The sequence below is a fragment of the Streptomyces sp. NPDC020780 genome (genome assembly GCF_044334475.1).
Taxonomy (GTDB): Bacteria; Actinomycetota; Actinomycetes; order Streptomycetales; family Streptomycetaceae; genus Streptomyces.
Window position 1 is genome coordinate 103,034 of record NZ_JBIRTB010000002.1, and the last position, 26,312, is coordinate 129,345.

Sequence of the window (26,312 nt, forward strand, 5' to 3'; positions counted from 1 at the left end):
CGTCACCCGTGGAGTGATCGTGGAACGTCGGACCTTCTTGCGCACAGCGGTGATCGGCAGCTCGGCGGCGGCCTTCGGCGGCACCCTCTGGCGGGGTGCCGCCGTCGCCGCTCCGGCCCAGCCGGCCCCCGGCCCCTACGGCGCCCTGCAGGCGGCGAACGCCGACGGCATCCTGCTGCCGAGCGGCTTCAGCAGCCGCGTCGTCGCCCGCTCGGGACAGACCGTCCCCGGCACCTCGTACGCCTGGCACAGCGCACCCGACGGGGGCGCGACGTTCACCGACGGCAGCGGCTGGATCTACGTCTCCAACGCGGAGGTGTCCTCGGGCAGCGGCGGCGGGGCGAGCGCGGTGCGCTTCGACTCCTCCGGGACGGTCACCTCGGCCTACCGGATCCTGTCCGGCACGAACAACAACTGCGCGGGCGGGCGCACCCCGTGGAACACCTGGCTCTCCTGCGAGGAGGTCAGCCGCGGTTTCGTCTACGAGACCGACCCGTGGGGAGTGAACGCCGCCGTGCAGCGCCCCGCGCTGGGCCGTTTCAAGCACGAGGCGGCGGCCGCGGACCCCGACCACGGCTACGTCTACCTGACCGAGGACGAGACGGACGGCCGGTTCTACCGCTTCCGCCCCGCCACATGGGGCAGCCTCTCCTCCGGCACGCTCCAGGTGCTGGTGGCGGGCACCGGAACCTCGGGCCCGGTGACCTGGGCGACCGTCCCCGACCCGGACGGCTCCCCCACCCAGACCCGCTACCAGGTGTCCGGCGCCAAGGTCTTCAACGGAGGCGAGGGCTGCTTCTACGCGGCCGGCACCTGCTGGTTCACCACCAAGGGTGACAACAGGGTGTGGGCCTACGACGCGAACACGTCCTCCCTGTCGCTCGCGTACGACGACTCGCTGGTCACCGGCGGCACGGCACCGCTCACAGGCGTCGACAACGTCACCAGGTCCGCCTCGGGCGACCTGTACGTGGCCGAGGACGGCGGCACCATGGAGATCTGCCTGATCACACCGGACGACACCGTGGCACCGTTCCTGCGGATCAGCGGCCAGTCGGGGTCGGAGATCACCGGGCCCGCCTTCTCCCCGGACGGGAAGCGGCTCTACTTCTCCTCGCAGCGCGGGACGAGCGGCAGTTCCTCCGGTGGCATCACCTACGAGGTCGCCGGGCCGTTCCGGGGCTGACCTCGCCCGTGGCCGGACGCCGGGGCAGCGGCGGCGCGCCGCTGCCCCGCGGCGGTCAGGCCCGGCCGCCGGCCTCGACGGCGGCCGGGTCCATCCACACGACCTCCCAGATGTGGTGGTCCGGGTCCTGGAACGACCGGCCGTACATGAAGCCCTCGTCCATCGGGTCGTTGGCGGGGGACCCGCCCGCGGCGAGCGCGGCGTCCGCCATCTCGTCGACCTGGGCACGGCTGTCCGCGCTCAGGGCGATGAGCACCTCGGTCGACCTGCCGGCGTCGGCGATCTCCTTCTTGGTGAAGTCCTTGAAGCGCGACTCGCCGATGAGCATGGCGAAGATGGTGTCGCTGATGACCAGGCAGGCCGTGCTGTCGTCACTGAACTGCGGGTTGAAGCCGAAGCCGAGCTTCGAGAAGAAGCTCTTCGACGTCTCCACATCCTTGACGGGCAGGTTCACGAAGATCATCCGGGGCTGTGTCATGAGGGATCCACTCTTCCGTCCGGGCGTGCTTCCACGCGGTCCGCGGCGCCCTGTACGAGCGCTTTCACGGGGATGGACGGCCGGCGACGGCGGAACTCATCGCCCGCCGGGGAGGCACGCCCCGGCCGGTCCTTCGCCGGTCCCGGTAACGGCCGTCCCGTACGGCCCTCCGCTCAGGCCGGCGCGAGCGGCGCCCCTCCCCTGAGCAGCGAGGCACCGAGCGGTGTCAGCGTGTGCAGGACCGAGCTGCCGTGGCGCAGGGTGAGGACGAGGCCGGCCTCGCGCAGTACGCAGGCGTGCTGACTCGCCGAGGCCAGCGAGACCCCCGCCCTGCGGGCCAGCTCGCTGGTGGTGCAGCCGTCGCCGATCGCCTGGAGGACGGCGGAGCGGGTGTGGCCCACGAGGCGCCCGAGCCACGGTCCGGGCTCGGCGAACCCCGGGGCGCCGGGGTGGGTGACCGGGTAGACGAGGACGGGCGCCAGCCGGGGGTCGCGGTAGACGACGGGCGTACCCCGGCAGAAGAACGAGGGCTGCAGCAGGAGCCCCCGGCCGTCCAGGTGCAGGTCGCGGTCGACCGGGTAGTCCGCCTCGAGCACGGGCGCACGCCAGCGGATCGTGGACGGGAGGGTGGCGAGGAGCTCGTCCGCGCCGCCGTCCAGCAGCGCGCGGCCCCGCAGGGCCCGGTCCGCCTCGACGCTCGCCCGGATGTGCGGCCAGTACGGTTCGACCGCGGCGCGATGGTAGCCGCGCAGGGTGGCGACGAGGCGGCCCAGCGGCTCCGTACGGCCTTCGGCGAGCGCGTCCGCCAGGGCGGCGGGCGAGCGCCCGCCACGCGGTGACCGGTGCGCCGGGGACCGGTCACCGGCCAGCAGCGCCACCTCGTCGCGGAGACGGTCCTCGGGGGTGTCGCGCAGCGCCTCCATTCCCGCGTCGAGACCGAATGGCTCGCCGCCTTCCCGGGAAGGCGTCAGGAAGTCGGGGAAATAGCCGCGGGCGGGAACCACCGCCGACAGCAGACGTGCTTCACCATTCAACCGGGCACGGGTTTCCGTCCGCCATTTCCCGAACACCGTGGAACCCCGCCGGTCCCTGAGCCGGTGGAAACTCAGAATGGTTTCCCACATTGCGTCCGGCCTGGTGGCCATCCGCACTCTGGACAGGTCCACTCCGGACACATGGATACGCAGCACCGAACCCCCACCTGTTGCAACAGCAATCGCCCCCATCGAAGGGTATGCATACAGTCACAGCAGGTCACCACGGGGTTTCGGCCACAGTTGAAACGTCTCGCCCGCATCCCCCCGGAACGAAAGGCTGTACGACGTCGGGTGCGCATCCGGCACCACCGAAAGAGCGGGTGAGGGCCGTGGGGGGCTTCGCCCGGTCGGCGGCGGTGGTGACCGGTGCGGCTCCGCACCCGGCGGGGGTAAGCCGGGTGCGGTCCATGGGTGGGGATCCATGGACCGCACCCCGGTCCGTTCGGCCCGGCCTTTGCGCACCGAACGGCGGAAAGAAAGAAAGCCGAACGGTGCGCCATTCAATTGACGAAGCGGCGGCACCCCCGCACAGGGTGCCGCCGCTTCCGGGTGGTCCGGGTCCACCGCCGGACCGGTGAGGGTGGGCATGTCCGACGGCGGCCCCGGAAGTCGTGCGGCCGTGTCCCGGCCGCGTTCTCAGGCGCTGTCGCTGCCCTTCGGTCCAGCGGCGGCCCGGCCCGCCTCGAGCCGTGCGACCGGAATGCGGAACGGCGAGCAGGAGACGTAGTCGAGGCCGACCTCGTGGAAGAAGTGCACGGACTCCGGGTCCCCGCCGTGCTCCCCGCAGACACCGAGCTTGAGGTCCGGACGGGTGGCCCGGCCCGCCGCCACGGCGCTGCGCACGAGCGAACCGACGCCGTCCTTGTCGATCGTCTCGAAGGGCGACACCCCGAAGATGCCCTTCTCCAGGTACGCGGTGAAGAACGAGGCCTCCACGTCGTCGCGGGAGAAGCCCCAGACCGTCTGGGTGAGGTCGTTCGTGCCGAAGGAGAAGAACTGCGCCGCCTCGGCGATCTGACCGGCGGTCAGCGCCGCCCGCGGCAGCTCGATCATCGTGCCGATGGTCAGCTTCAGCCCGGTGCCGGTGGCGGCCTCGACCTCGGCGATGACCCGGTCGGCCTCCTCCCGGACGATCTCCAGCTCCTGGACGGTGCCGACGAGCGGGATCATGATCTCGGCGCGCGGGTCGCCCTTGGCGTTCTTTCGGTGCGCCGCGGCCTCGGCGATCGCCCGGACCTGCATCGCGAACAGGCCGGGGATGACCAGGCCGAGGCGCACTCCGCGCAGGCCGAGCATCGGGTTCTGCTCGTGCAGCTTGTGCACGGCCTGCAGCAGACGCAGGTCGTTCTCGTTGGCGTCCTTGCGGGACTCGGCGAGGGCGACCCGCACGGAGAGCTCCGTGATGTCGGGCAGGAACTCGTGCAGCGGCGGGTCGAGCAGTCGTACGGTGACGGGCAGCCCGTCCATCGACTCGAACAGCTCGATGAAGTCGGCCCTCTGGAGCGGCAGCAGAGCGGCCAGGGCCGCCTCGCGCTCGTCGTCGGTGTCCGCCAGGATCAGCTTCTCGACCATCTCGCGGCGCTCGCCGAGGAACATGTGCTCGGTGCGGCACAGGCCGATGCCCTGGGCCCCGAAGCGGCGGGCCCGCAGCGCGTCCTCGGCGTTGTCCGCGTTGGCCCGTACGCGCAGGCGGCGTACCCGGTCCGCGTAGGCCATGATCCGGTGCACGGCGGCGACCAGTTCGTCCGCGTCGTCGGCGCCGGCGTGCATGCGGCCCTCGAAGTACTCGACGACCGGGGACGGTACGACGGGCACCTCTCCGAGGTACACCTTGCCGGTGGAGCCGTCGACGGAGACGAGGTCGCCCTCCTCCACGACGGTGGTGCCGACGGTCAGCCGGCGGCGCTTGGTGTCGACCTCGATCTCCTCGGCGCCGCAGACACAGGTCTTGCCCATGCCACGGGCGACGACGGCGGCGTGCGAGGTCTTGCCGCCGCGCGAGGTGAGGATGCCCTCGGCGGCGATCATGCCGTCCAGGTCGTCCGGGTTGGTCTCCCGGCGGATGAGGATGACCTTCTCGCCGGAGCGCGACCACTTGACGGCGGTGTACGAGTCGAAGACGGCCTTGCCGACGGCCGCGCCCGGCGACGCGGCGATACCCCGGCCCAGCAGGACGGTTGTGGCCTGGTCGTCGAAGCGCGGGAACATGAGCTGCGCGAGCTGGGCGCCGTTGACCCGCTGCAGGGCCTCGGCCTCGTCGATGAGGCCCTGGTCGACGAGCTGCGTGGCGATACGGAAGGCGGCACCCGCGGTGCGCTTGCCGACACGGGTCTGGAGCATCCACAGGTGGCCGCGCTCGATGGTGAACTCGATGTCGCAGAGATCCTTGTAGTGGGTCTCCAGCGTCTCCATGATCTTCATCAGCTGGTCGTACGACGCCTTGTCGATCGACTCCAGATCGGCGAGCGGCACGGTGTTGCGGATGCCCGCGACGACGTCCTCGCCCTGCGCGTTCTGCAGGTAGTCGCCGTAGACCCCCTGGTGGCCGCTGGCCGGGTCACGGGTGAAGGCGACGCCCGTACCCGAGTCGGGGCCGAGGTTGCCGAAGACCATCGAGCACACGTTGACGGCGGTGCCGAGGTCGCCGGGGATGCGCTCCTGGCGGCGGTAGAGCTTGGCCCGGTCGGTGTTCCACGAGTCGAAGACCGCCTTTATGGCCAGGTCCATCTGCTCGCGCGGGTCCTGCGGGAAGTCACGCCCGGCGTCCCTGCTGACGATCTTCTTGAACTGCTTGACGAGCTTCTTCAGGTCGGCGGCGTCGAGGTCCACGTCGACCGTGACACCCTTGGCCCGCTTCGCCGCCTCCAGCGCCTCCTCGAAGAGGTCGCCGTCGACCCCGAGGACGGTCTTGCCGAACATCTGGATGAGGCGGCGGTAGGAGTCCCAGGCGAAACGCTCGTCGCCGGCCTGCTCGGCCAGCCCGACGACCGAGGCGTCGGAGAGGCCGATGTTGAGGACGGTGTCCATCATGCCGGGCATCGAGAACTTCGCGCCGGAGCGGACCGAGACCAGCAGCGGGTCGTCCGCCTGGCCGAGGTTCTTGCCCATCCGCTTCTCGAGCGCCGCGAGGTGGGCGCTGACCTCGTCGCGCAGCGCGGACGGTTCGTCCCCGCTGTCGAGGTAGACCTTGCACGCCTCGGTGGTGATGGTGAAGCCGGGAGGGACCGGCAGTCCGAGGTTGGTCATCTCGGCGAGGTTGGCGCCCTTGCCACCCAGAAGATCCTTCAGATCCTTGTTGCCCTCGGTGAAGTCGTAGACGAACTTCTGGGGGTCTTTGTTTTCCGACACGGGTCTCGACTCCTCGAGGACGCGGTGGCTGCCCTGACGGCGAGGAACATACCCAGATCAAAGGTGTCTGGGTACGCACACGTGCGGGTCATGGGGTCCTCACCACCCGTCCGCCAGCAGATCCAAAGTGACGCGGCGATCAACGGTCACCGCCGCGTCCGTTCACCTCTTGAAGGATTCCTGACGCACTGTGCATACTCCCGGCCTGATCCGTCCACGGAGAGCACCGATCGCGTCGATCGATCAAAATACGGTCACCTGGCACCCAGTGCCATCATTTGAGTATTACAGCAATCACAAGAGCGCTCATTTGAGCAAACCCAACCTCAAGGGTGGCGAGAATCACGTCACCCCCTCCGCTCAGATGTCACGATCCGGACGCCCGATGGCCACATCGTGGTCACTCAGGGGTCACCCATCCTCGACGGAACGTGATGAACCGGAGCGGAAGAGGGGCGTACCGCTTTCTGTACGCCACCACAACGCGAGCACGACCCACAAAGGCCCGCTCATATGAGCGAGCCTTTGTGAGGGCACTCGGTGCCCCAGGAGTCTCAGCCGCCCGAGGTGTCCAGCTCCGCCTCGGCACCCACACCCGCGCAGTCGTAGGGGTCCTTGAGCCAGCCGTCCGGCAGGGCCACCCGGTTGTTCCCGGAGGTGCGCCCACGGGGGCCGTCCGCGCCCTCCGGCCACGGCTGGGCGAGGTCCAGCTCCCGCAACTGCCCGTCCAGCTCCTCCAGCGAGGAGGTGACCGCGAGCTTCCTGCGCATCTCGGAACCCACCGCGAAGCCCTTGAGGTACCAGGCCACGTGTTTGCGGAAGTCGATCACGCCCCTGCTCTCGTCGCCGATCCACTCCCCCAGCAGTGTCGCGTGCCGCACCATGACGCCGGCGACCTCCCGCAGGGTGGGCGCCTGCCGGGTGCCCGTCCCCTCGAACGCGCTGACGAGGTCGGCGAAGAGCCAGGGCCGCCCCAGGCAGCCGCGGCCGACGACCACGCCGTCGCAGCCCGTCTCGCGCATCATCCGCAGGGCGTCGTCCGCGCACCAGATGTCGCCGTTCCCGAGGACCGGGATCTCGGGCACGTGCTCCTTGAGGCGGGCGATGGCGTCCCAGTCCGCGGTGCCGCCGTAGTGCTGGGCGGTGGTCCTGCCGTGCAGGGCGACGGCCGTGACACCTTCCTCGACGGCGATCCGGCCGGCGTCGAGGTAGGTCGTGTGGTCGTCGTCGATACCCTTGCGCATCTTGATGGTCACCGGGAGGTCGCCCGCGTGGGCCACGGCCTCCCGGAGGATGGCGCGCAGCAGGGGCCGCTTGTACGGGAGCGCGGAACCGCCGCCCTTACGGGTCACCTTGGGGACCGGGCAGCCGAAGTTCAGGTCGATGTGGTCGGCGAGGTCCTCGTCGACGATCATGCGGACCGCCTTGCCGACGGTGACCGGGTCCACTCCGTACAGCTGGATGGAGCGCGGGGTCTCGCTCGCGTCGAAGTGGATGAGCTGCATGGTCTTCTCGTTGCGCTCGACCAGCGCCCGGGTGGTGATCATCTCGCTGACGAACAGCCCCTTGCCGCCGGAGAACTCACGGCACAGGGTGCGGAACGGTGCGTTGGTGATGCCGGCCATGGGGGCGAGCACGACCGGTGGGCGCACGGCGTGCGGGCCGATCGTGAGCAGCGGGAGGGCGGGGGCGAGCGTGGTCATTCCCCCATTGTCGCGTACACCGGCCGGGACCCGGTCGGCGAGCGGTCTCCTGGCAGACAGCGGCCCCTGGCGGGGGCCGACCCCGGTCAGGCGCGGTCCCGGAGGAGCGCCGGTCGGTGTTCGGCGGAAGTGCGGGCTGGCGGTCGGTGTTCCTGGTGAACGTGCCGGTGGCGGTGGCGGGGCTGTTCCTGGCGGTCCGCTCGGTGCCGGAGAGCCGCTCGGACCGGCCGGCCCCCGTCAACGTACCGGGCACGCTGCTGGCCGCCTCCCTGGCGACGCTGCTGGCCCCGCTCACGGAGGGACGGGCGGCGGGCTGGCCGCTGTGGACCTGGGTTCCGCTGTGCCTGCCGGTCCTGCCGGTCCTGCCGGTGGCCTTCCACCGGGTCGAACGGCGGGCCGACGCCCGGGGGCGTGCTCCGCTGGTGCCACCGAGCCATGCTGCGGCTTGACTCGCTGCGGCGCGGTCTGACCCTGGTGGTGCCGTTCTCGATCGGTTTCGGAGGACGGACACGTGCCCGGACCACCGAGCTTGGGTTCCAGTGGTCCGGGCCCGCGGTCGTACGGGTCGTGCGAGGAGGTCAGCTCTCGGCCGGTGCGTCCTGCGCCGGTGCGGCCTCGGCGGCCCGCTCACGCATCTTGCGCACCAGTTCCTGCTTCTTGTCCTCGGCGGCCTTGCGGTCGGCTGTGCGGGCGGGGCCCGCACCCTGCTGTTCGGCGCGGGACAGCTTCTTGCGCTGTCCGCCCACACCGAGGAGGTTGTTGCGGCTCTTGGCCACGGGGTTCTCCCATTCGTGGTGAGACGTGAGGTCCGACGTGATCGGAGGACCGGGGATCGAATCGATGGGCGACGGGCGCTCCGGCCCGTCGCGCGCTCACTCGTAGATCTGGAAGAACGAATACATACCGAGAAGGTACCCCGCCCGGCGGGTGCGCCTCATCCGCTTTTCCGCCGCCGCCGGTCCCAACCCTCCACGGCAGCGCGCCGCTCCCCCGCTCAGGCGGTCGGGTCGACCGTCGCCTGGTGGGCCTCGGTCAGATGCCCCTCGGCCTTCAGCCAGGGCAGGAACTGCACGGCCTCCCGCCATCCGCAGGTGTCGCAGGCGAGCTGCCGCCGCATCCCCGACTTCCTTACGTGCACGACGTGTTCACGGCCGTGCTGGTCCCATCTCCTGACCGTGCTCGTGGTCATGGACGGCATCCTGGCCTCCTGTGGACGAGTGCGCCCAGTGTGCCCGAAGCCCCCGCTTCCCGGTGGGGAAACGGGGGCTTCGTACGCGGCGGGGTGGTCAGCAGCCCAGCAGGCGGGAGCCGAGGTAGCTCTGGATCTGGTCCAGGGAGACGCGCTCCTGCTTCATGGAGTCGCGCTCGCGCACGGTCACCGCGTTGTCGTCGAGGGTGTCGAAGTCGACGGTGACGCAGAACGGCGTGCCGATCTCGTCCTGGCGGCGGTAACGGCGGCCGATGGCGCCCGCGTCGTCGAACTCGATGTTCCAGTTCTGCCGCAGGTCGGCGGCGAGGCCCTTGGCCTTCGGCGACAGCTGCGGGTTGCGGGACAGCGGCAGGACGGCGACCTTGACCGGCGCGAGGCGCGGGTCGAGGCGCATCACGGCGCGCTTCTCCATGACGCCCTTGGCGTTGGGCGCCTCGTCCTCGTTGTAGGCGTCCAGGAGGAAGGCCAGCAGCGAACGGCCGACGCCGGCGGCGGGCTCGATGACGTACGGCGTGTAGCGCTCGCCCTTCTCCTGGTCGAAGTAGGAGAGGTCCGTGCCGGAGGCCTTGGAGTGCGCGGTGAGGTCGTAGTCCGTGCGGTTGGCGACGCCCTCCAGCTCACCCCACTCGCTGCCGCCGAAGCGGAAGCGGTACTCGATGTCGGCGGTGCGCTTGGAGTAGTGGGAGAGCTTCTCCTGCGGGTGCTCGAACCACCGCATGTTCTCCTCGCGCAGGCCGAGACCGGTGTACCAGTTCCAGCGCTGCTCCATCCAGTACTCCTGCCACTGCTCGTCCTCGCCCGGCTTGACGAAGAACTCCATCTCCATCTGCTCGAACTCGCGCGTGCGGAAGATGAAGTTGCCCGGAGTGATCTCGTTCCGGAAGGACTTGCCCATCTGCGCGATGCCGAACGGCGGCTTCTTGCGCGAGGTCTGCTGCACCTGGCCGAAGTTGGTGAAGATGCCCTGGGCGGTCTCGGGGCGCAGGTAGGCGACCGAGCCGGAGTCCTGGGTCGGGCCGAGGTGGGTGGAGAGCAGACCCGAGAACTGCTTGGGCTCGGTGAACGTGCCCTTGTTGCCGCAGTTGGGGCAGTTGAGGTCGGCCAGCCCGCCGACGGGCGGCTTGCCGTGCTTCTCCTCGTACGCCTCCTCCAGGTGGTCGGCGCGGTAGCGCTTGTGGCAGGAGGTGCACTCGGTGAGCGGGTCGGAGAACGTGGCGACGTGGCCGGAGGCGACCCACACCTCGGGGGCCAGGATGACCGACGAGTCGAGACCGACCACGTCCTCGCGGGAGGTGACCATGTAGCGCCACCACTGGCGCTTGAGGTTCTCCTTCAGCTCGACGCCCAGCGGCCCGTAGTCCCAGGCGGCCTTCTGGCCACCGTAGATCTCACTGCAGGGGTAGACGAAGCCACGGCGCTTGCTCAGGCTGACGATGGTGTCGATCTTGTCGGCGGCCACGGTGCTCTCTTCATTACGACGACGAAACGGGACAAGGACGGCGCGGAGCGCCGCAGTGGGGGGTGGTGATCGGAAGACGGGCGGGCGAATACCTCAGATTACCGGCGGGCGCACCCCCCGGATCAAATCGGTGGGGCCGTATCGCCGCCCCCGAACCGTGACCAGTCATCTCATACGCCTTGTTGACAATCGTTTCCACTTTTGTTGAAAATGACTGTCATGAACGTACGCCGCCTCATACCCACCGCCGCCGTCGCCGCCACGGCCGCCCTCGGCCTCACCGCGCTGACCGCCTGCTCCTCCTCTTCCTCCTCCGACGGGGCCGGCCACGCGGACGGCGGCAAGCTGAACGTGGTGGCGTCCTTCTACCCGATGACGTTCCTCGCCGAGGAGATCGGCGGGTCGCACGTCTCCGTCACCACCCTGACCAAGCCCGGTGTGGAGCCGCACGACCTGGAGCTCTCGCCGAAGCAGATCGGCGGACTGGGCGACGCCGACTACATCCTCTTCCTCAAGGGCGTCCAGCCCGCCGTCGACGACGCTGTCGGCCAGGCGGGGGTGAAGAACACCGTGGACGCGGCCGGGTTCACCACGCTGGAGAACCACGGCTCCGAGGTGGGCGGCCATGACCACGGGCACGCGGAGGGCGAGGAGCACGGGGACGAGGAGGCCGGGCGGGACCCCCACATCTGGCTGGACCCGGTGAAGTACGCCGAGGTCGCCGAAGGAGTCGGGAAGTCCCTGGAGAAGGCCGACCCCGACCACGCCGCGGACTACCGCAAGAACACCACCGCCCTGGTCGGCAGGCTCGACGCACTGGACACGGCGTACGAGAACGGGCTGAAGACCACCGCGACCAGGACGTTCGTCACCACGCACTCCGCCTTCGGCTACCTCGCCGAGCGCTACGGCCTCACCCAGGAGGGCATCGCCGGCCTCGACCCCGAGACCGAGCCCAGCCCCGCCCGGATCGGCGAGATCCACTCCGTCGCCGAGAAGAACAAGGCCACCACGGTGTTCTTCGAGACGCTCGCCAGCGACCGGACCGCCAAGACGCTGGCGAAGGACCTCGGCCTGAAGACGGACGTCCTGGATCCCCTGGAGGGAATCACCGGCACGTCCAAGGGCGCTGACTACCTCGAGGTCATGACGTCCAACCTGGCCGCGCTGCAGAAGGCCCTCGGCGCGAAGTGACCCCCGCACCGTCCGTACCAGCCGCAACAGCACCGGAGGCGATCGTGCCCGAGCCCCGCAGGCCCGAACCCGTGATCAGCATGCGCGGAGCCACGGCGACGCTCGGCGGGCGCCCCGTACTGCGCGGCGTCGACCTCACCGTCCACGCCGGGGAGGTCGCGGCGCTGCTCGGCGCCAACGGATCCGGCAAGTCCACCGCCGTACGCTCCGTCATCGGGCAGGTGCCGCTCACCGGCGGCACCGTCGAGCTCTTCGGCACGCCGCTGCGGCGCTTCCGCCGATGGGCCCGCGTCGGCTACGTCCCGCAGCGCACCACCGCCGCCGGGGGCGTCCCCGCCACGGTCCGCGAGATCGTCGCCTCCGGCCGGCTGTCCCGTACGAGGCTGAGGCCCCCGGGCCGGGCGGACCGGGCGGCCGTCGAGCGGGCCATCGGGCTCGTCGGCCTCACCGACCGGGCCGCCGACTCCGTGAACGCCCTCTCCGGCGGCCAGCACCAGCGCGTCCTGATCGCCCGTGCCCTCGCCTCGGAACCCGAGCTGCTGATCATGGACGAGCCGATGGCGGGCGTCGACCTGGCCAGTCAGGAGATCCTCGCCGAGACCCTGCGCGAGCAGGTCGCCGCCGGAACGACGGTGCTGCTCGTCCTGCACGAGCTCGGCCCGCTGGAGCCGCTCATCGACCGGGCGGTCGTGCTGCGCGACGGCTGCGTGACGCACGACGGACCGCCCCCCGAGGCCGTGGGCCAGCACGCCCTGCCCGGCCACGACCACGTACACCCCCACGCGGCCTCCGAGCCCGCCCGGACGGGACTGCTGAGCTGATCATGGAATTCCTCACACCGCCCTTCATGCAGCGGGCACTCGTCGCGGCCGTCCTGGTCGGGATCACCGCCCCCGCCATCGGCATCTACCTCGTCCAGCGCCGCCAGGCCCTCATGGGCGACGGCATCGGGCACGTCGCCATGACCGGTGTCGGCCTCGGCTTCCTGCTCTCCACCAATCCCGTCTGGATGGCCACCCTCGTCGCCGTGGCGGGCTCCGTCGTCATGGAACTGATCCGCTGGTACGGGCGCACCCGCGGCGACATCGCCCTGGCCATGCTGTTCTACGGCGGCATGGCGGGCGGAGTGATGCTGATCAACCTCTCCGACACCGGCTCGAACGCCAACCTCGTCTCGTTCCTCTTCGGCTCCCTGTCGACGGTCTCCGAGGAGGACGTCACCGCGATGGTCGTGCTGGCCGCCCTCGTGGTGCTGGTGACCGTGGGGCTGCGACGGCAGCTGTTCGCGGTCAGCCAGGACGAGGAGTTCGCCCGGGTCACCGGGCTTCCGGTACGCGCCCTCAACCTGCTCGTCGCGGTGACGGCGGCGGTCACGGTCACCGTGGCGATGCGAGTCGTCGGCCTGCTGCTGGTCAGCGCGCTGATGGTGGTCCCGGTCGCCGCCGCCCAGCAGATCTCGAAGTCCTTCAAGGTGACGTTCGTGCTGGCCGTCGCCCTCGGCACGGCCGTGACCCTGGCCGGCACCGTGACCTCGTACTACCAGGACGTACCGCCCGGCGCGACGATCGTGCTGCTGGCCATCGCCGCGTTCGTCACGCTGACCGCGCTCGCCACGCCGCTGGCCCGCAGGCGGGCCCGGGCACGCGAGGAGGACCCGGCGCAGTGCACCCTGGAGGTACCGGCGACGCGCCCGGCCGGGGACGACGTACGGGTGTGACCGCGGTGCGGGGGCGGCCTGGCACAATGGCCCGACACACGTACGGGCGACACGAGGAGGCAGCTGTGGCGACGGCGCCGAGCAGTGGCACGAACGCGGCTCCGGTGCGCGGCCGGTCCACCCGGCAGCGGGCGGCGGTCGCGGCGGCGCTCGACGAGGTGGACGAGTTCCGCAGCGCCCAGGACCTCCACGACGTGCTCAAGCACCGGGGGGACTCGGTCGGGCTGACCACCGTCTACCGCACGCTCCAGTCCCTCGCCGACGCGGGCGAGGTCGACGTACTGCGCACGACGGACGGCGAGGCCGTCTACCGCCGCTGCTCGACGGGCGAGCACCACCACCACCTGGTGTGCCGGGTCTGCGGCAAGGCGGTCGAGGTGGAGGGCCCGGCCGTGGAGCAGTGGGCCGAGACCATCGCCTCGCAGCACGGCTACGTGAACGTGGCACACACCGTGGAGATCTTCGGCACGTGCGCCGACTGCGCGGGCGCGCGGGGATGAGGCTTCCGGGGGCCCGGTCCCCGGAAGCCCCCGGTGTCACCCGGGGTCCCCGCACGCCGACGGGCGTCACCCCGCCTCAGGACGAGGCGGCCTCCACCGCGCCGCCGAAGCGCCGGTCCCGCTGGGCGAACTCCAGGCAGGCCCGCCACAGGTCGCGACGGTCGAAGTCGGGCCACAGCACGTCCTGGAAGACCATCTCGGCGTAGGCGCTCTGCCAGATCAGGTAGTTGGACGTGCGCTGCTCACCGCTGGGGCGCACGAAGAGGTCCACGTCCGGCATGTCCGGGTAGTAGATGTACTTCGCGAACGTCTTCTCGTTGACCTTGGACGGGTCGAGCTTCCCCGCCGCGACGTCACGCGCGATGGCCTGGGCGGCGTCGGCGATCTCGGCCCGGCCGCCGTAGTTGACGCAGAAGTACAGCGTCATCCTGTCGTTGTCCTTGGTCTGCTCCTGGGCGACCTGGAGCTCCTGGACGACGGACTTCCACAGCTTCGGCATGCGGCCTACCCAGCGGATGCGGATACCGAGCTCGTCCATCTCGTCACGGCGGCGGCGGATGACGTCCCGGTTGAAGTTCATGAGGAACTTCACCTCCTCCGGCGAACGCTTCCAGTTCTCGGTGGAGAAGGCGTACAGCGACAGGTTCTTGACGCCCATCTCGATGCAGCCCTTGAGGACGTCCATGACGACGCCCTCCCCGACCTTGTGGCCCTCGGTGCGCGGGAGGCCGCGCTCCTTGGCCCAGCGTCCGTTGCCGTCCATCACCACGGCGACGTGCTTGGGCACGAGCTCGCCGGGGATCTTCGGCGGGGTGGCGCCGGAGGGGTGCGGCTCGGGGGTCTTGTACTCACGCCGGTTACGGCCGCCGAGCATCCCGCGTACTGCCATGGGCTTCTCTCGTCTCCCTGTGTCACTTCTCTACGTACCGGAGCGAGCGCAGGCCGCGCTCCAGATGCCAGTGCAGATAGGCGGACACGAGCCCGCTCCCCTCCCTGACATGACGCGCCTCGGACGCGTCCGCCGTCTCCCAGTCACCGGTGAGCAGTGCGCTCAGCAGTTCGACGGCCTCCGCCGAGGGTACGACGCTGCCGGGCACCCGGCAGTCGCCGCATATGACGCCGCCGGCCGCGACGGAGAAGAACCGGTTCGGTCCGGGCATTCCGCACTTGGCGCAGTCGTCGAAACTCGGGGCGTAGCCGTTGACGGCGAGGGAACGCAGCAGGAAGGCGTCCAGGATGAGGTTCGGGGCGTGTTCGGCGCGGGCGAGGGTGCGCAGGCCGCCGACGAGCAGCAGGTACTGCTGGACCGCGGGTTCGCCCTCGTGGTCGGTGAACCGCTCGGCGGTCTCCAGCATCGCGGTGCCCGCGGTGTAGCGGCCGTAGTCGGAGACGATGCCGCCGCCGTACGGAGCGATCGTCTCGCTCTGGGTGCACAGGGGCAGTCCACGGCCGATCAGCTCGCTGCCACGGGCGAAGAACTGCACGTCCACGTGGGAGAAGGGTTCGAGGCGCGCCCCGAACTTCGACTTGGTGCGGCGCACCCCGCGCGCGACGGCGCGCACCCGGCCGTGGCCCCGGGTCAGGATCGTGATGATCCGGTCGGCCTCGCCCAGCTTCTGCGTACGCAGTACGACGCCGTCGTCCCGGAACAAGCTCATGCGTCCATTGTCGCCCACCGGGACGGCGGCCCGTCGGCGGTCCTCGCTTCCGGTGCCCCGCCTACGCCACCGGTTCGCGCGAGGTCAGGAGGGCGTACGCGCCGCGGCGGTGAGCAGTCTCGTGGTGTCGTCGGGGCGGATCCGCAGGGCGCTGCCCACCGTGGCCAGCACCTCGCGCTCCGCCACGCCGTAGGGGCCGTCCGCGAGCGCGATCCTGGCGCCCTGCAGCAGCACCGACTCCCGTCCGGCCACGGCCAGGTGCGGGGCGAGCGGCCCCAGTACCTCGTGCAGCTCGATGGCGAGGGCGGCGCCGCAGGCCCCGGGACCGGTGCCGTCCGGTCCGGTGTTCGCGGCGAGGACCTCGGCGATCGTGAAGAGCTGCTCCTGGGTGCAGTCGTCGACTCCGGCGTCGCGGACGGTGGCCGCGGCGGTCTCCAGGACCGTACGGGAGGTGGTGCCGCCGGCCGCGAGCACGGCGAGGGCGACGGTGTGCACGGCCTCGCGCAGCATGGCGGAGAAGCGGGTGGTGGTGGGGTGGTCGAGGGTGTCGACCGGGAAGTGCTCCCGGCAGGCGGCGCATTCGACGACGGGCCCCGCGCTCCCGCGCGCCCGGAGCGGCAGGCCGAGCACGGTGAGGCGCCGGCGTCCGGTGAGACGCCGGTAGTTGCGGTCACCGCCGCAGCCCGGGCAGAAGAACTCGCCGTCGCCGACGGTGTCCCACACGGTACGGATGCCGTACATGCGCAGTCCTATGGCGCGTTGTCCTTTGGCCGGCCGCACGTCGCACACCTCCGCAACTCCCCCCGGCCCTTCGGGCACGGGAGGTATCCCACGGCGACATTGCCGCGTTGGACGTGATGTTAGCCACATGGGGGTGGTGACGTCAGCATCCCCGACGTCACACCACCCGGACATGGCCGAACCCCGGCCACCCCTGGCGGGCGGACGGGGCTCGTGGACCGGACGGTTCCGCGGCTTATCGGACGTTTGTGCCGTCGAGGCCGGAAGGTGTCAGCGGGTCGCGCGGTTGACCGCGGAGACCACGGCCTTGAGCGAGGCGCGCGTGGTGTTGGCGTCGATACCGATGCCCCACAGCACCTTGCCGTCGATGGCGCACTCGATGTAGGAGGCGGCCTGGGCGCTCGCGCCCTCGCTCATCGTGTGCTCGGTGTAGTCCAGCAGGCGGGCGTCGATGCCGATGGCCTGCAGCGCTTCGAAGAAGGCGGAGATGGGGCCGTTGCCGACGCCGCTCAGCACGGTGTCCGCACCGTCGACGGTGGCCTCGACGGTGATCGTGTCGCGGCCGTCCGACCCGGTCGTGGTCTGGCCGGAGCGGATCTGTACGCGTCCCCACCGGTCCGCGGCGTCGTCCGGGTTGGGCAGGTACTCGTCCTGGAAGGCGGACCAGATCTGGTCCGGCGTGACCTCGCCGCCCTCGGCGTCGGTCTTGGCCTGAATGATCCGGGAGAACTCGATCTGCATGCGGCGCGGCAGGTCCAGCTTGTGGTCGTTCTTCAGGACGTAGGCGATGCCGCCCTTGCCGGACTGCGAGTTGACCCGGATGACGGCCTCGTACGAACGGCCGACGTCCTTCGGGTCGATCGGCAGGTACGGCACGGCCCACTCGAGATCATCGACGGTGACACCCTCGCCCCGGGCGGCCGCGTCGGCCTCCATGGCGTCGAAGCCCTTCTTGATGGCGTCCTGGTGGGAGCCGGAGAAGGCGGTGTAGACCAGGTCGCCCGCGTAGGGGTGGCGCGGGTGGACCTCCATCTGGTTGCAGTACTCGCTGGTGCGGCGGATCTCGTCGATCTGGGAGAAGTCGATCTGCGGGTCGACGCCCTGGGAGAAGAGGTTCATGCCCAGGGTCACCAGGTCGACGTTGCCGGTGCGCTCGCCCTGCCCGAACAGGCAGCCCTCGATGCGGTCCGCGCCGGCCATCAGGGCCAGCTCGGCGGCGGCGACGGCGGTGCCGCGGTCGTTGTGCGGGTGCACCGACAGGCAGACGTGCTCCCGGCGGGTCAGGTGGCGCGACATCCACTCGAACCGGTCCGCGTGCGTGGACGGCGTCGAACGCTCCACGGTGGCCGGCAGGTTCAGGATGATCTCCCGGCCCTCCTCGGGCTGCCAGACGTCGCAGACGGCCTCGCAGACCTCCAGGGCGAAGTCCAGCTCCGTGTCGGTGAAGATCTCCGGGCTGTACTGGTAGCCGAAGATCGTCTCGTCGCCCAGGATCTTGTCCGCGTACTCCATCACCAGCCGGGTGCCGTCCACGGCGATCTGCTTGACCTGCTCCTTCGAACCGCGGAAGACCACCCGGCGGAAGGTGGGCGCGGTGGCGTTGTACAGGTGGACGGTGGCACGCCGCGCGCCGACCAGCGACTCGACGGTCCGCTCGATCAGCTCCTCGCGCGCCTGTGTCAGGACGGAGATCGTCACGTCCTCGGGGATCGCGCCCTCTTCGATGATGGAGCGCACGAACGCGAAGTCGGTCTCACCGGAGGAGGGGAAGCCGACCTCGATCTCCTTGTAGCCCATGCGTACGAGCAGGTCGAACATCTCGCGCTTGCGTGCGGGCGACATCGGGTCGATCAGTGCCTGGTTGCCGTCGCGCAGGTCCGTGGACAGCCAGCGGGGCGCGCGGGTGATGCGGTTGTCCGGCCAGGTGCGGTCGGCGATGTCCACGGCCTCGTACCCGCGGTACTTGTGGACCGGCATCCCGGACGGCTTCTGCAGCTGCGTCGCGTTGGTGACCGGGGTGGGGCCCCCGACGGGGGCGGCACTCTCGGCGTCCGCGGTGTTCGGGGCGGGGTTTACGGCAGTCATGACGTACGGCTCCTCTGAGGTCCAGCGGGGCGGCCGACCGGGTCGCTGCACCAGCGGACTCCGCGGGGAGGGAGCCGGCCTACGACTACAGGCCCTCGCCGCGGCAGCTAAGGAGGAGCAGCCCGAAACGCATGATGCGACGAGACTAACCGAGAGGTCCCCACCGCGTCGGCCCGTATCAGTATGCGGGATCGGACGCCCGCGGGGGCAAAACGGTGACTCATCACTCCATTTCGTCAATCACGGTCGCAAGCAGTGACAGTGTGATGACGGAGTGCCACAGTCGCATGCATGCAGCCTCGACCGAACAACAGGTTCCAGCCCGTCTTCTGCACCATCGTGCCGCCCCACCTCCTCGACAAGCTGTCACAGGCCGACGACCCGGTCCTGGCCGGTCCCGCCCGCCGCACCCTGGAGACCGACGGGGCCCGGCGCCGTCACCGGCGCACGACCGCCCTGGCCCGGACGCCCGCCGGCCCCCGCAACGCCGACCCGGTGCCGACGAAGCCCCACCGCACCCTCTACGACTGCCGTCACGGCACGGACCTGCCCGGCCACAAGGTCCGCGACGAGGGCGACGAGCCCACCCGGGACGCCAGCGTCAACCGCGCGTACGCCGGTCTCGGCGCCACCTTCGACCTGCTGCTCACGGAGTACGGCCGCAGTTCGATCGACGGCAGGGGGCTGCCGCTCATCGGCTCCGTGCACTACGACGAGAAGTACAACAACGCCTTCTTCGACGGTGAGCAGATGGTCTTCGGGGACGGGGACGGGGAGATCTTCCTCGACTTCACCGTCGCCATCGACGTCATCGCCCACGAACTGGCGCACGGCCTGACCCAGTACACGGCCAACCTGGCGTACGAGGGCCAGTCGGGCGCGCTCAACGAGTCGGTGTCCGACGTCTTCGGCTCCCTGGTCAAGCAGTACTCGCTCGGCCAGAGCGCGGAACAGGGCGACTGGCTGATCGGCGCGGGGCTGCTCGCGCCCCGGGTCAGCGGGGTCGCGCTGCGGTCCATGAAGGCCCCGGGCACGGCGTACGACGACGACGTCCTCGGCAAGGACCCGCAGCCCGCCTCGATGGACGACTACATCGAGACGGAGGAGGACAACGGCGGGGTGCACCTCAACTCCGGCATCCCCAACCGTGCCTTCTACCTTTTCGCCACCGCCCTCGGCGGCAACGCCTGGGAGCGGGCCGGCCGGATCTGGTTCGACGTACTGACCGGGGGCGAGCTGGCCCAGGACGCGTCGTTCACGGACTTCGCGAAGCTCACCGTCGCCGCGACCCGGAGCCGCTTCGGGGAGGGCGACGAGGCCGAGGCGGTACTGAAGGCCTGGTCGGAGGTGGGCGTGCCGACCCGCTGACCGGGTAGGTACGGACTGACCGGGTAGGTACGGATACGGAACCGGGGTCGTCCGGACGGGTCGGGCAGGAGCCGCTACGCATGCGCATTCAGGTGAGCCGGACCGGCGGTTTCGCCGGCATCGCACGTCACGGCGAGGTCGACACCTCGGACCGGCCGGACGCCGCGGAGTGGGAGTCCCTGGCCGAAGCGGCGCTCGCCGCCGGCCGGGAAGGCCCCCCCGCGGGGGTGGCGGACGGATTCCGCTACCGGATCACCGTGGGCGACCGGACGGTGCACTGCGCGGACCCCCGACTGACGGACGCGCAGCGCACGTTGATCTCGCGTGTGCTGAAAGAAGGCGCCTGAAGCGGGGCGCCCTACCGGGCCCGGGGCGGCGGACGGCCGTGCGCGGGTCTCCGCCGTACCCCGATCCCGGCCGGCTCAGGATCCGTGGCGACTCAGAACCCCAGCTTGCGCAGCTGCTTGGGGTCCCGCTGCCAGTCCTTGGCGACCTTCACGTGCAGGTCCAGGAAGACCGGCGTCCCCAGCAGCGCCTCGATGTGCTTGCGCGACTTCGTGCCCACGTCCTTCAGCCGCTTGCCCTTCGGGCCGATGATGATGCCCTTCTGGCTCGGCCTCTCGATGTAGACGTTCGCGTGGATGTCCAGCAGCGGCTTGTCCGCCGGACGGTCCTCGCGCGGCAGCATCTCCTCGACGACGACCGCGATGGAGTGCGGCAGTTCGTCCCGCACCCCTTCCAGGGCGGCCTCGCGGATCAGCTCCGCGACCATGACCATCTCGGGCTCGTCGGTGAGGTCGCCCTCCGGGTAGAGCGGCGGGCTCTGCGGAAGCAGCGGGGCGATCAGGTCGGCCAGGAGTCCGACCTGGCCTGCCCCTCGCCCACCACCGCCCTTGTTCGAGGGACTGCGTCCCGCCTCCTGCTCCTCCTTGACCGCGGAGACCGGGACGATCTCCGCCCACTCGAAGCCGAGTTCCTCGCCGAGGCGGGAGACGGCCAGCAGCTGTTCGGCGAGCGTCTTGGAGTCGACCAGGTCGGTCTTGGTGATGATCGCGATCTTCGGGGTCTTCTTGATCCCGGCGAGTTCCTTGATGATGAAGGTGTCGCCGGGGCCGAGCTTCTGGTCGGCGGGCAGGCAGAAGCCGATGACGTCGACCTCGGCCCAGGTGGTCCGCACGATGTCGTTCAGCCGCTCGCCGAGCAGCGTGCGCGGCTTGTGGAGACCAGGCGTGTCCACCAGGATCAGCTGGGCGTCGGGGCGGTGCACGATGCCCCGCACGGTGTGCCGGGTGGTCTGGGGGCGGTTGGAGGTGATCGCCACCTTCTGACCGACCAGAGCGTTCGTGAGGGTGGACTTGCCCGCGTTGGGGCGGCCCACGAAGCAGGCGAAGCCCGCCCTGTGGGGGGCGTCGTTCTCCGCCTGCTCCGCAGCAGCTTCTGTGTTCGGTCGAGCGCTCATGGCGCCCATTCTCCCCGATCCCGGCGGCGCCGTTGCACAGCAGGGCGCCCGGTACCCCCGGAGGGGGCACGGCGGCCCCGGTTCAGCCGGCGGTCACCTGGATCCTGAGCGTCCCGTCGGGCCCCGCGAGCAGCACGGGAGTGTCCGGTCCGCCCAGGTCCCGTACGGCCGCCCGGTCGGCGTCCGAGGGGACCCCGGCCGCGGTGACGACCGCTGCCGCCTCCAGGGACGTGGCGCCGCCCGCCACCGCCATGGCGACGGCGGTCTGCAACGCGCTGAGCTTCAGCGACTCCAGTTCCACGGTGCCCGCGGCGTACGTACGTCCTGTCTCGTCCCGGACCGCCGCGCCCTCCGGCACTCCGTTGCGGGCACGGACGCTGCGTGCCAGCGTGACGATCTTGCGGTCCTCGGGGCCGAGGTCGGTGGTATCGGTCATGTGCTGAGCATACGAAGGCGGCGCACCCCCTCCCGGCAACGGGGTCGCCCGTCCCTCCGCGTGGCCCGCCGCCGCGGCGCGGACGCTCGCGCCGGGAGGGGTCACCGGTCCGCGCCGGCCCTCCGGCGAGGCGCGTACCCGGACCGGCCGTGGGTGTACGGCACGACGAGGCGGTCCGGACGGGCCGGTGCCCGCAGCCGGACGGACCCGGCTGCGGGAGGTCGGCGAGCTCCTCGCGGACCGCGGAGCAGGGCTCCGCGGGGCCGCCCGGGTGCGGCGGCCCCGCGGCCCGGCCTACGACCGGTCCAGGCGCAGCCGTTCCGCTTTCGGGAGGCCGGCCACCACAAGGTCGTAGCTGTCCTCGACGAGCTCCCGGACCATGCGGTCCGGGAGCCCGGAGACCGTCACCGTGTTCCAGTGCCGCTTGTTCATGTGATAGCCGGGCACGATCGCGGAGTACTCCTCCCGGAGCCGCAGGGCCTCGTCCGGGTCGCACTTGAGGTTGACCGTGAGGGGCCTCGCGTCCAGGGCGCTCAGTGCGAACATCTTCCCGAGCACCTTGAACACCGAGGTTTCGGGTCCGAACGGGAACTCCTCCGCACTGGCGTTGAACTCCAGGCAGAGCGCGCGCAGCTGCTCGGGGGTCATTCCGCTTCCGTCCCCTCCGGTTCGGCGAGCACCGTGACGATCTTGTTCCGGCGTCCGGCCGGCGACTCGGCGGTCAGGCGGACCTTCCGTCCGTCGGGGAGCTCGACCACGGACGAGGCGCCGGCGATCGGGACCCGTCCGAGCGCCTTGGCCAGCAGACCGCCGACCGTCTCCACGTCCTCGTCGTCGTACTCGTCGAGGCCGAAGAGCTCGCCGAGGGCGCCGATGTCGAGCCGGGCGGTCACCCGGTAGCAGCCGTTCTCCAGCTCCTGGACGGGCGGGAGTTCGCGGTCGTACTCGTCGGTGATCTCGCCGACGATCTCCTCGAGGATGTCCTCGATGGTGACGATGCCGGCCGTACCGCCGTACTCGTCGATGACGACGGCGACGTGGCTGCGCTCCTGCTGCATCTCGCGCAGCAGGTCACCGGCGTTCTTCGTGTCGGGCACGAACGCGGCGGGGCGCATCGCCGTGGAGACCAGGTCGGCCTCCGCCTCCCGGTTGACGTGCGTCTTGCGGACCAGGTCCTTGAGGTACACGATCCCGACGATGTCGTCCTCGTTCTCCCCGGTGACCGGGATGCGCGAGAAGCCGGAGCGCAGGGCGAGGGTCAGGGCCTGCCGGACCGTCTTGTAGCGCTCGATGGCGACCAGGTCGGTACGGGGCACCATCACCTCGCGTACGAGGGTGTCCCCCAGCTCGAAGACGGAGTGCACCATGCGGCGCTCCTCGTCCTCGATGAGCGACTCCTGCTCCGCGAGGTCGACCATCGCCCGCAGTTCGGCCTCACTGGCGAAGGGGCCCTTGCGGAAGCCCTTGCCGGGGGTGAGGGCGTTGCCGAGGAGGATGAGGAGCTGCGGGACCGGGCCCATGATCCGGGCCAGCGGCAGCAGGACGTACGCCGCCGCCGTCGCCGTGTTCAGCGGGTGCTGGCGGCCGATGGTGCGCGGCGACACCCCGATGGCGACGTAGCTGACGAGGACCATGACCCCCATGGCGACGGCCAGCGCCTGCCAGGTCTCGGAGAACTCCCGCAGGCAGGCGTAGGTGACGAGCACCCCGGCCGACATCTCGCAGGCGACCCGGACGAGCAGCGCCACGTTGAGGTAGCGGGTGGGGTCGGCGGCCACCTGCTCCAGCTTGGCGCTGCCCCGCCGCCCGGAGCGGACCGCCTCCGCCGCACGGAAACTGGACGTGCGGGCGATACCGGCCTCGGCGCACGCCGCCAGCCAGCCGACGACGATCAGCAGGACTGCGCCCAGGGCGAGGGGGACGCTCACGAGACGGTGGGGGCCGGGGACGCCCCGGTCAGCCCGTGCTCACCGCGCCAGCCGTCGACGATCGCCGCCTGGAGCCCGAACATCTCGGCCTTCTCGTCCGGCTCCTCGTGGTCGTACCCGAGGAGGTGCAGCACGCCGTGGACGGTGAGCAGCTGGAGCTCCTCGTCCATCGAGTGCCGGGTCGGCGCCTCCTCGCCCTGCTTCTTCGCGACCTCCGGGCAGAGCACGATGTCGCCGAGGAGTCCCTGGGGGGGCTCCTCGGTGTCCTTGGACGGCGGACGCAGTTCGTCCATCGGGAAGGACATGACGTCCGTCGGCCCCGGGAGGTCCATCCACTGGATGTGGAGCTGCTCCATGGCGGCGGTGTCCACCACGATCACCGAGAGTTCGGACAGGGGGTGGATGCGCATCCGGGCGAGCGCGTAGCGGGCGATGTCGAGGATCGCCTGCTCGTCGACCTCGGTTCCGGACTCGTTGTTGACGTCGATCGACATGGTGCGTTGCGACTACTTCCCGTTGCGGCCGTCACGGCCCTCTGCGATGTCGTACTTCTCGTACGCGTCGACGATACGGCCGACCAGCTTGTGCCGGACGACGTCCTGGGAGGTGAGCCGGGAGAAGTGCACGTCGTCCAGGCCCTCCAGGATGTCCTGGACCTGGCGCAGGCCGCTCTTGGTACCGCTCGGCAGGTCGACCTGGGTGACGTCACCGGTGACGACGATCTTCGAGTCGAAGCCGAGCCGGGTGAGGAACATCTTCATCTGCTCGGCGCTGGTGTTCTGCGCCTCGTCCAGGATGATGAAAGCATCATTCAGCGTACGGCCACGCATATAAGCCAGCGGCGCGACCTCGATCGTGCCCGCGGCCATGAGCCGGGGGATCGAGTCGGGGTCGAGCATGTCGTGCAGGGCGTCGTAGAGCGGGCGCAGATACGGGTCGATCTTGTCGAAGAGGGTGCCGGGCAGGAAGCCGAGCCGCTCCCCCGCCTCGACGGCGGGCCTGGTCAGGATGATCCGGCTGACCTGCTTGGCCTGCAGGGCCTGGACCGCCTTGGCCATGGCGAGATACGTCTTGCCGGTGCCCGCGGGGCCGATGCCGAAGACGATGGTGTGCTTGTCGATGGCGTCGACGTAGCGCTTCTGGTTGAGCGTCTTCGGGCGGATCGTGCGGCCGCGGCTGGACAGGATGTTCTGGGTCAGCACCTCCGCGGGGGTCTCGGTGCCGTCCCCCTCGCCGTTCCCGCTCGCCCTGAGCATGGCGATCGAGCGTTCCACAGCGTCCTCCGTCATCGGCAGCCCGGTGCGGAGCACCAGCACCATCTCGTCGAACAGGCGCTGGATCAGCGCGACGTCCGCCGCGCTTCCCGTCGCACTGATCTCGTTGCCCCGGACATGGATATCGACGGCCGGGAACGCCGTTTCGATTACGCGAAGCAGGGAGTCGCCCGATCCCAGGAGCATCACCATGGGGTGTGCGGCCGGAATGCTGATCTGGGCGCGCGCCTGCGGCGGTGTGGGTGACTGCGTCATGGGCCGGCCCTCGGGCCTGCGCATACCTCCCTGTACAGGGCAGTCGCCGGTCGACGGCCTCTGGACTACAAGCGTACGACTCCCCACCGACAACACCGAGTGGATTTACCGGGTGATCGTCCAGCGGTCCCGCCCGTCACTGCCGGAAGCCGATCGTGGGCACGGCCCGGCGCAGCGGCCATCCCCGGCTCGCGGCGGGCAGCAGGTCGTCGAGGAACGCGTACCGCTCCAGCGCCGCCGGGGCCTGGCCGGCGCAGGTGCGTACCCGCTGCCACCAGGCGGCGATCTCGGCCCAGCCGGGCGCGGACAGCGATCCGCCGAACTCCTGTACCGAGAGGGCCGCGGTGAGTCCGGCGAAGGCGAGGCGGTCGGCGAGCGGCCAGCCGGCCAGCGTTCCGGTGACGAACCCGGCGACGAAGACGTCGCCCGCTCCGGTGGGGTCCAGGGCCTCCACCTCGATGGCGGGCACCTCGGCTGCGGCTCCGGTCTCCCGGTCCACGGCGTACGCACCCTCCGCGCCCAGGGTGACGACGGCGAGCGGCACCCGCTCGGCCAGGGCGTGGGCGGCCGCGCGGGGGCACGCGGTGCGGGTGTAGCGCATCGCCTCCTCGGCGTTGGGGAGGAAGGCCAGGCAGTGCCCGAGATCGGGCAGCGCGTCCAGGTCCCAGCGGCCGGTCTCGTCCCAGCCGACGTCGGCGAAGAGGAGGGCGCCGTTACGGGCCGCTCCCGCCACCCAGGGCTCACTGCGGCCGGGGGTCAGCGAGGCGATGGCGGCGCGGGCCCGGGGCGGGCAGTGCGGGAAGGTGCGGCCCGGCGGGGCGGGGGCGGCCGGGGCGGGCGCCTCGTGGCCGTGCGAGACCATGGTGCGTTCGCCCTCGTACGCCATGGAGACGGTGACCGGCGAGTGCCACCCGGGGACCGTGCGCGACATCGACAGGTCGATGCCCTCTCCCTGTTCGAGGGCGTCCCAGCAGTACTCGCCGTAGTGGTCGTCGCCGAACGCGGCGGCCAGCGAGGTGCGCAGGCCCAGTCGGGCGAGCGCGGTGGCCATGTTGGCGACGCCGCCGGGGCTGGATCCCATGCCCCGGGCCCAGGACTCGGTGCCGCGTACCGGGGCGCTGTCGAGGCCGGTGAAGATGATGTCCAGGAAGACCGTGCCCGTCAGGAAGACGTCACAGGCGGGGTCCTGCGGGGCGCGCAGCCCGAGCAGGGGGTCGAGCAGCGGGTCGCTGCCTGTCTTGTCGGTGCTCACCGTGCGCTCCCCGGCCGTGGTCGA

At 70.7% G+C, this 26,312-nt stretch carries 25 protein-coding genes and 1 pseudogene; 8 read left to right on the forward strand and 18 right to left on the reverse strand.

The features are described from left to right. Positions 1 to 19 precede the first annotated feature (19 nt). A complete protein-coding gene (locus ACH4VO_RS03915) occupies positions 20 to 1,186 on the forward strand; it encodes an alkaline phosphatase PhoX (protein WP_360991851.1) in 1,167 nt (388 codons plus the stop codon). A gap of 55 nt (positions 1,187 to 1,241) precedes the next feature. On the opposite strand, the gene ACH4VO_RS03920 is transcribed toward ACH4VO_RS03915, so the two are convergent. From ACH4VO_RS03920 to dusB, 4 genes are all read right to left on the reverse strand, one after another. Next, positions 1,242 to 1,664, reverse strand: coding sequence for a VOC family protein (locus ACH4VO_RS03920; protein ID WP_360991853.1), 423 nt, complete (start codon positions 1,662 to 1,664; stop codon positions 1,242 to 1,244). Positions 1,665 to 1,837: 173 nt separating this feature from the next. Continuing rightward, positions 1,838 to 2,854: a helix-turn-helix domain-containing protein gene (locus ACH4VO_RS03925; RefSeq protein WP_360991855.1), complete on the reverse strand. Its 1,017-nt coding sequence runs from the start codon at positions 2,852 to 2,854 to the stop codon at positions 1,838 to 1,840. A gap of 483 nt (positions 2,855 to 3,337) precedes the next feature. Further along, complete coding sequence (gene ppdK / locus ACH4VO_RS03930; protein ID WP_360991858.1) at positions 3,338 to 6,049, reverse strand: pyruvate, phosphate dikinase; 2,712 nt, start codon at positions 6,047 to 6,049, stop codon at positions 3,338 to 3,340. A gap of 554 nt (positions 6,050 to 6,603) precedes the next feature. Beyond that, positions 6,604 to 7,752, reverse strand: a complete 1,149-nt coding sequence (dusB, locus tag ACH4VO_RS03935; protein WP_360991860.1) for a tRNA dihydrouridine synthase DusB — start codon at positions 7,750 to 7,752, stop codon at positions 6,604 to 6,606. Between the two features lie 113 nt (positions 7,753 to 7,865). Here dusB and ACH4VO_RS03940 point away from each other — a divergent pair. Continuing rightward, a pseudogene (locus ACH4VO_RS03940) lies at positions 7,866 to 8,256 on the forward strand (MFS transporter); the annotation flags it as partial. Positions 8,257 to 8,330: 74 nt separating this feature from the next. On the opposite strand, the gene ACH4VO_RS03945 reads toward ACH4VO_RS03940, so the two are convergent. The 3 genes from ACH4VO_RS03945 to ACH4VO_RS03955 all read right to left on the reverse strand — a co-directional run bounded on the left by ACH4VO_RS03945 (position 8,331) and on the right by ACH4VO_RS03955 (position 10,421). Next, positions 8,331 to 8,528, reverse strand: coding sequence for a DUF6243 family protein (locus ACH4VO_RS03945; protein ID WP_069172717.1), 198 nt, complete (start codon positions 8,526 to 8,528; stop codon positions 8,331 to 8,333). Between the two features lie 218 nt (positions 8,529 to 8,746). Then, positions 8,747 to 8,950: a hypothetical protein gene (locus ACH4VO_RS03950; protein WP_360991863.1), complete on the reverse strand. Its 204-nt coding sequence runs from the start codon at positions 8,948 to 8,950 to the stop codon at positions 8,747 to 8,749. Between the two features lie 88 nt (positions 8,951 to 9,038). Then, positions 9,039 to 10,421, reverse strand: coding sequence for a glycine--tRNA ligase (locus tag ACH4VO_RS03955; RefSeq protein ID WP_360991865.1), 1,383 nt, complete (start codon positions 10,419 to 10,421; stop codon positions 9,039 to 9,041). Between the two features lie 219 nt (positions 10,422 to 10,640). Between ACH4VO_RS03955 and ACH4VO_RS03960 the strand changes: the two genes are divergently transcribed. The 4 genes from ACH4VO_RS03960 to ACH4VO_RS03975 all read left to right on the forward strand — a co-directional run bounded on the left by ACH4VO_RS03960 (position 10,641) and on the right by ACH4VO_RS03975 (position 13,832). Beyond that, complete coding sequence (locus ACH4VO_RS03960; protein ID WP_360991868.1) at positions 10,641 to 11,615, forward strand: metal ABC transporter substrate-binding protein; 975 nt, start codon at positions 10,641 to 10,643, stop codon at positions 11,613 to 11,615. A gap of 44 nt (positions 11,616 to 11,659) precedes the next feature. Further along, on the forward strand, positions 11,660 to 12,436 hold the full coding sequence (locus ACH4VO_RS03965; RefSeq protein WP_360991870.1) for an ATP-binding cassette domain-containing protein: 777 nt from the start codon (positions 11,660 to 11,662) through the stop codon (positions 12,434 to 12,436). Between the two features lie 2 nt (positions 12,437 to 12,438). After that, positions 12,439 to 13,332 (forward strand): metal ABC transporter permease, encoded by an 894-nt coding sequence (locus ACH4VO_RS03970; RefSeq protein ID WP_360991873.1) that lies wholly within the window; start codon positions 12,439 to 12,441, stop codon positions 13,330 to 13,332. A gap of 65 nt (positions 13,333 to 13,397) precedes the next feature. Next, a complete protein-coding gene (locus ACH4VO_RS03975; RefSeq protein WP_360991876.1) occupies positions 13,398 to 13,832 on the forward strand; it encodes a transcriptional repressor in 435 nt (144 codons plus the stop codon). A gap of 76 nt (positions 13,833 to 13,908) precedes the next feature. Here the strand turns inward: ACH4VO_RS03975 and ACH4VO_RS03980 are convergent, their stop codons facing one another. The 4 genes from ACH4VO_RS03980 to leuA all read right to left on the reverse strand — a co-directional run bounded on the left by ACH4VO_RS03980 (position 13,909) and on the right by leuA (position 18,316). Then, a complete protein-coding gene (locus ACH4VO_RS03980; protein WP_360991879.1) occupies positions 13,909 to 14,721 on the reverse strand; it encodes an isoprenyl transferase in 813 nt (270 codons plus the stop codon). A gap of 22 nt (positions 14,722 to 14,743) precedes the next feature. Further along, positions 14,744 to 15,490, reverse strand: a complete 747-nt coding sequence (gene recO, locus ACH4VO_RS03985; RefSeq protein WP_360991882.1) for a DNA repair protein RecO — start codon at positions 15,488 to 15,490, stop codon at positions 14,744 to 14,746. A gap of 84 nt (positions 15,491 to 15,574) precedes the next feature. Then, on the reverse strand, positions 15,575 to 16,231 hold the full coding sequence (locus tag ACH4VO_RS03990) for a TerB family tellurite resistance protein (protein ID WP_360992131.1): 657 nt from the start codon (positions 16,229 to 16,231) through the stop codon (positions 15,575 to 15,577). Between the two features lie 270 nt (positions 16,232 to 16,501). Continuing rightward, positions 16,502 to 18,316, reverse strand: a complete 1,815-nt coding sequence (gene leuA, locus ACH4VO_RS03995; protein ID WP_360991885.1) for a 2-isopropylmalate synthase — start codon at positions 18,314 to 18,316, stop codon at positions 16,502 to 16,504. Between the two features lie 291 nt (positions 18,317 to 18,607). Here leuA and ACH4VO_RS04000 point away from each other — a divergent pair, with 291 nt between their 5' ends. Both ACH4VO_RS04000 and ACH4VO_RS04005 read left to right on the forward strand, forming a co-directional pair. Further along, positions 18,608 to 19,684, forward strand: a complete 1,077-nt coding sequence (locus ACH4VO_RS04000; protein WP_360991888.1) for a M4 family metallopeptidase — start codon at positions 18,608 to 18,610, stop codon at positions 19,682 to 19,684. An 80-nt stretch (positions 19,685 to 19,764) separates the two neighbouring features. Continuing rightward, entirely contained in the window at positions 19,765 to 20,031 is a 267-nt protein-coding gene (locus tag ACH4VO_RS04005; protein ID WP_360991891.1) for a protealysin inhibitor emfourin, read from the forward strand. A 92-nt stretch (positions 20,032 to 20,123) separates the two neighbouring features. Here the strand turns inward: ACH4VO_RS04005 and ACH4VO_RS04010 are convergent, their stop codons facing one another. The 7 genes from ACH4VO_RS04010 to ACH4VO_RS04040 all read right to left on the reverse strand — a co-directional run bounded on the left by ACH4VO_RS04010 (position 20,124) and on the right by ACH4VO_RS04040 (position 26,288). Further along, positions 20,124 to 21,152, reverse strand: coding sequence for a GTPase Era (locus ACH4VO_RS04010; protein ID WP_360991894.1), 1,029 nt, complete (start codon positions 21,150 to 21,152; stop codon positions 20,124 to 20,126). A 73-nt stretch (positions 21,153 to 21,225) separates the two neighbouring features. Continuing rightward, complete coding sequence (locus tag ACH4VO_RS04015; protein ID WP_360991897.1) at positions 21,226 to 21,579, reverse strand: cytidine deaminase; 354 nt, start codon at positions 21,577 to 21,579, stop codon at positions 21,226 to 21,228. 294 nt (positions 21,580 to 21,873) lie between these two features. Beyond that, positions 21,874 to 22,227: an MmcQ/YjbR family DNA-binding protein gene (locus ACH4VO_RS04020; protein WP_360991899.1), complete on the reverse strand. Its 354-nt coding sequence runs from the start codon at positions 22,225 to 22,227 to the stop codon at positions 21,874 to 21,876. Beyond that, a complete protein-coding gene (locus ACH4VO_RS04025; RefSeq protein ID WP_360991901.1) occupies positions 22,224 to 23,507 on the reverse strand; it encodes a hemolysin family protein in 1,284 nt (427 codons plus the stop codon). The genes ACH4VO_RS04020 and ACH4VO_RS04025 overlap by 4 nt, the downstream gene beginning before the upstream one ends. Further along, positions 23,504 to 24,001 (reverse strand): rRNA maturation RNase YbeY, encoded by a 498-nt coding sequence (gene ybeY / locus ACH4VO_RS04030; protein WP_360991903.1) that lies wholly within the window; start codon positions 23,999 to 24,001, stop codon positions 23,504 to 23,506. Before ybeY ends, ACH4VO_RS04025 begins: the two co-directional genes overlap by 4 nt. 12 nt (positions 24,002 to 24,013) lie before the next feature. Further along, positions 24,014 to 25,036, reverse strand: coding sequence for a PhoH family protein (locus ACH4VO_RS04035; protein ID WP_360991906.1), 1,023 nt, complete (start codon positions 25,034 to 25,036; stop codon positions 24,014 to 24,016). A gap of 136 nt (positions 25,037 to 25,172) precedes the next feature. Beyond that, positions 25,173 to 26,288 (reverse strand): PfkB family carbohydrate kinase, encoded by a 1,116-nt coding sequence (locus ACH4VO_RS04040; protein ID WP_360991908.1) that lies wholly within the window; start codon positions 26,286 to 26,288, stop codon positions 25,173 to 25,175. Between the last annotated feature and the right edge of the window lie 24 nt (positions 26,289 to 26,312).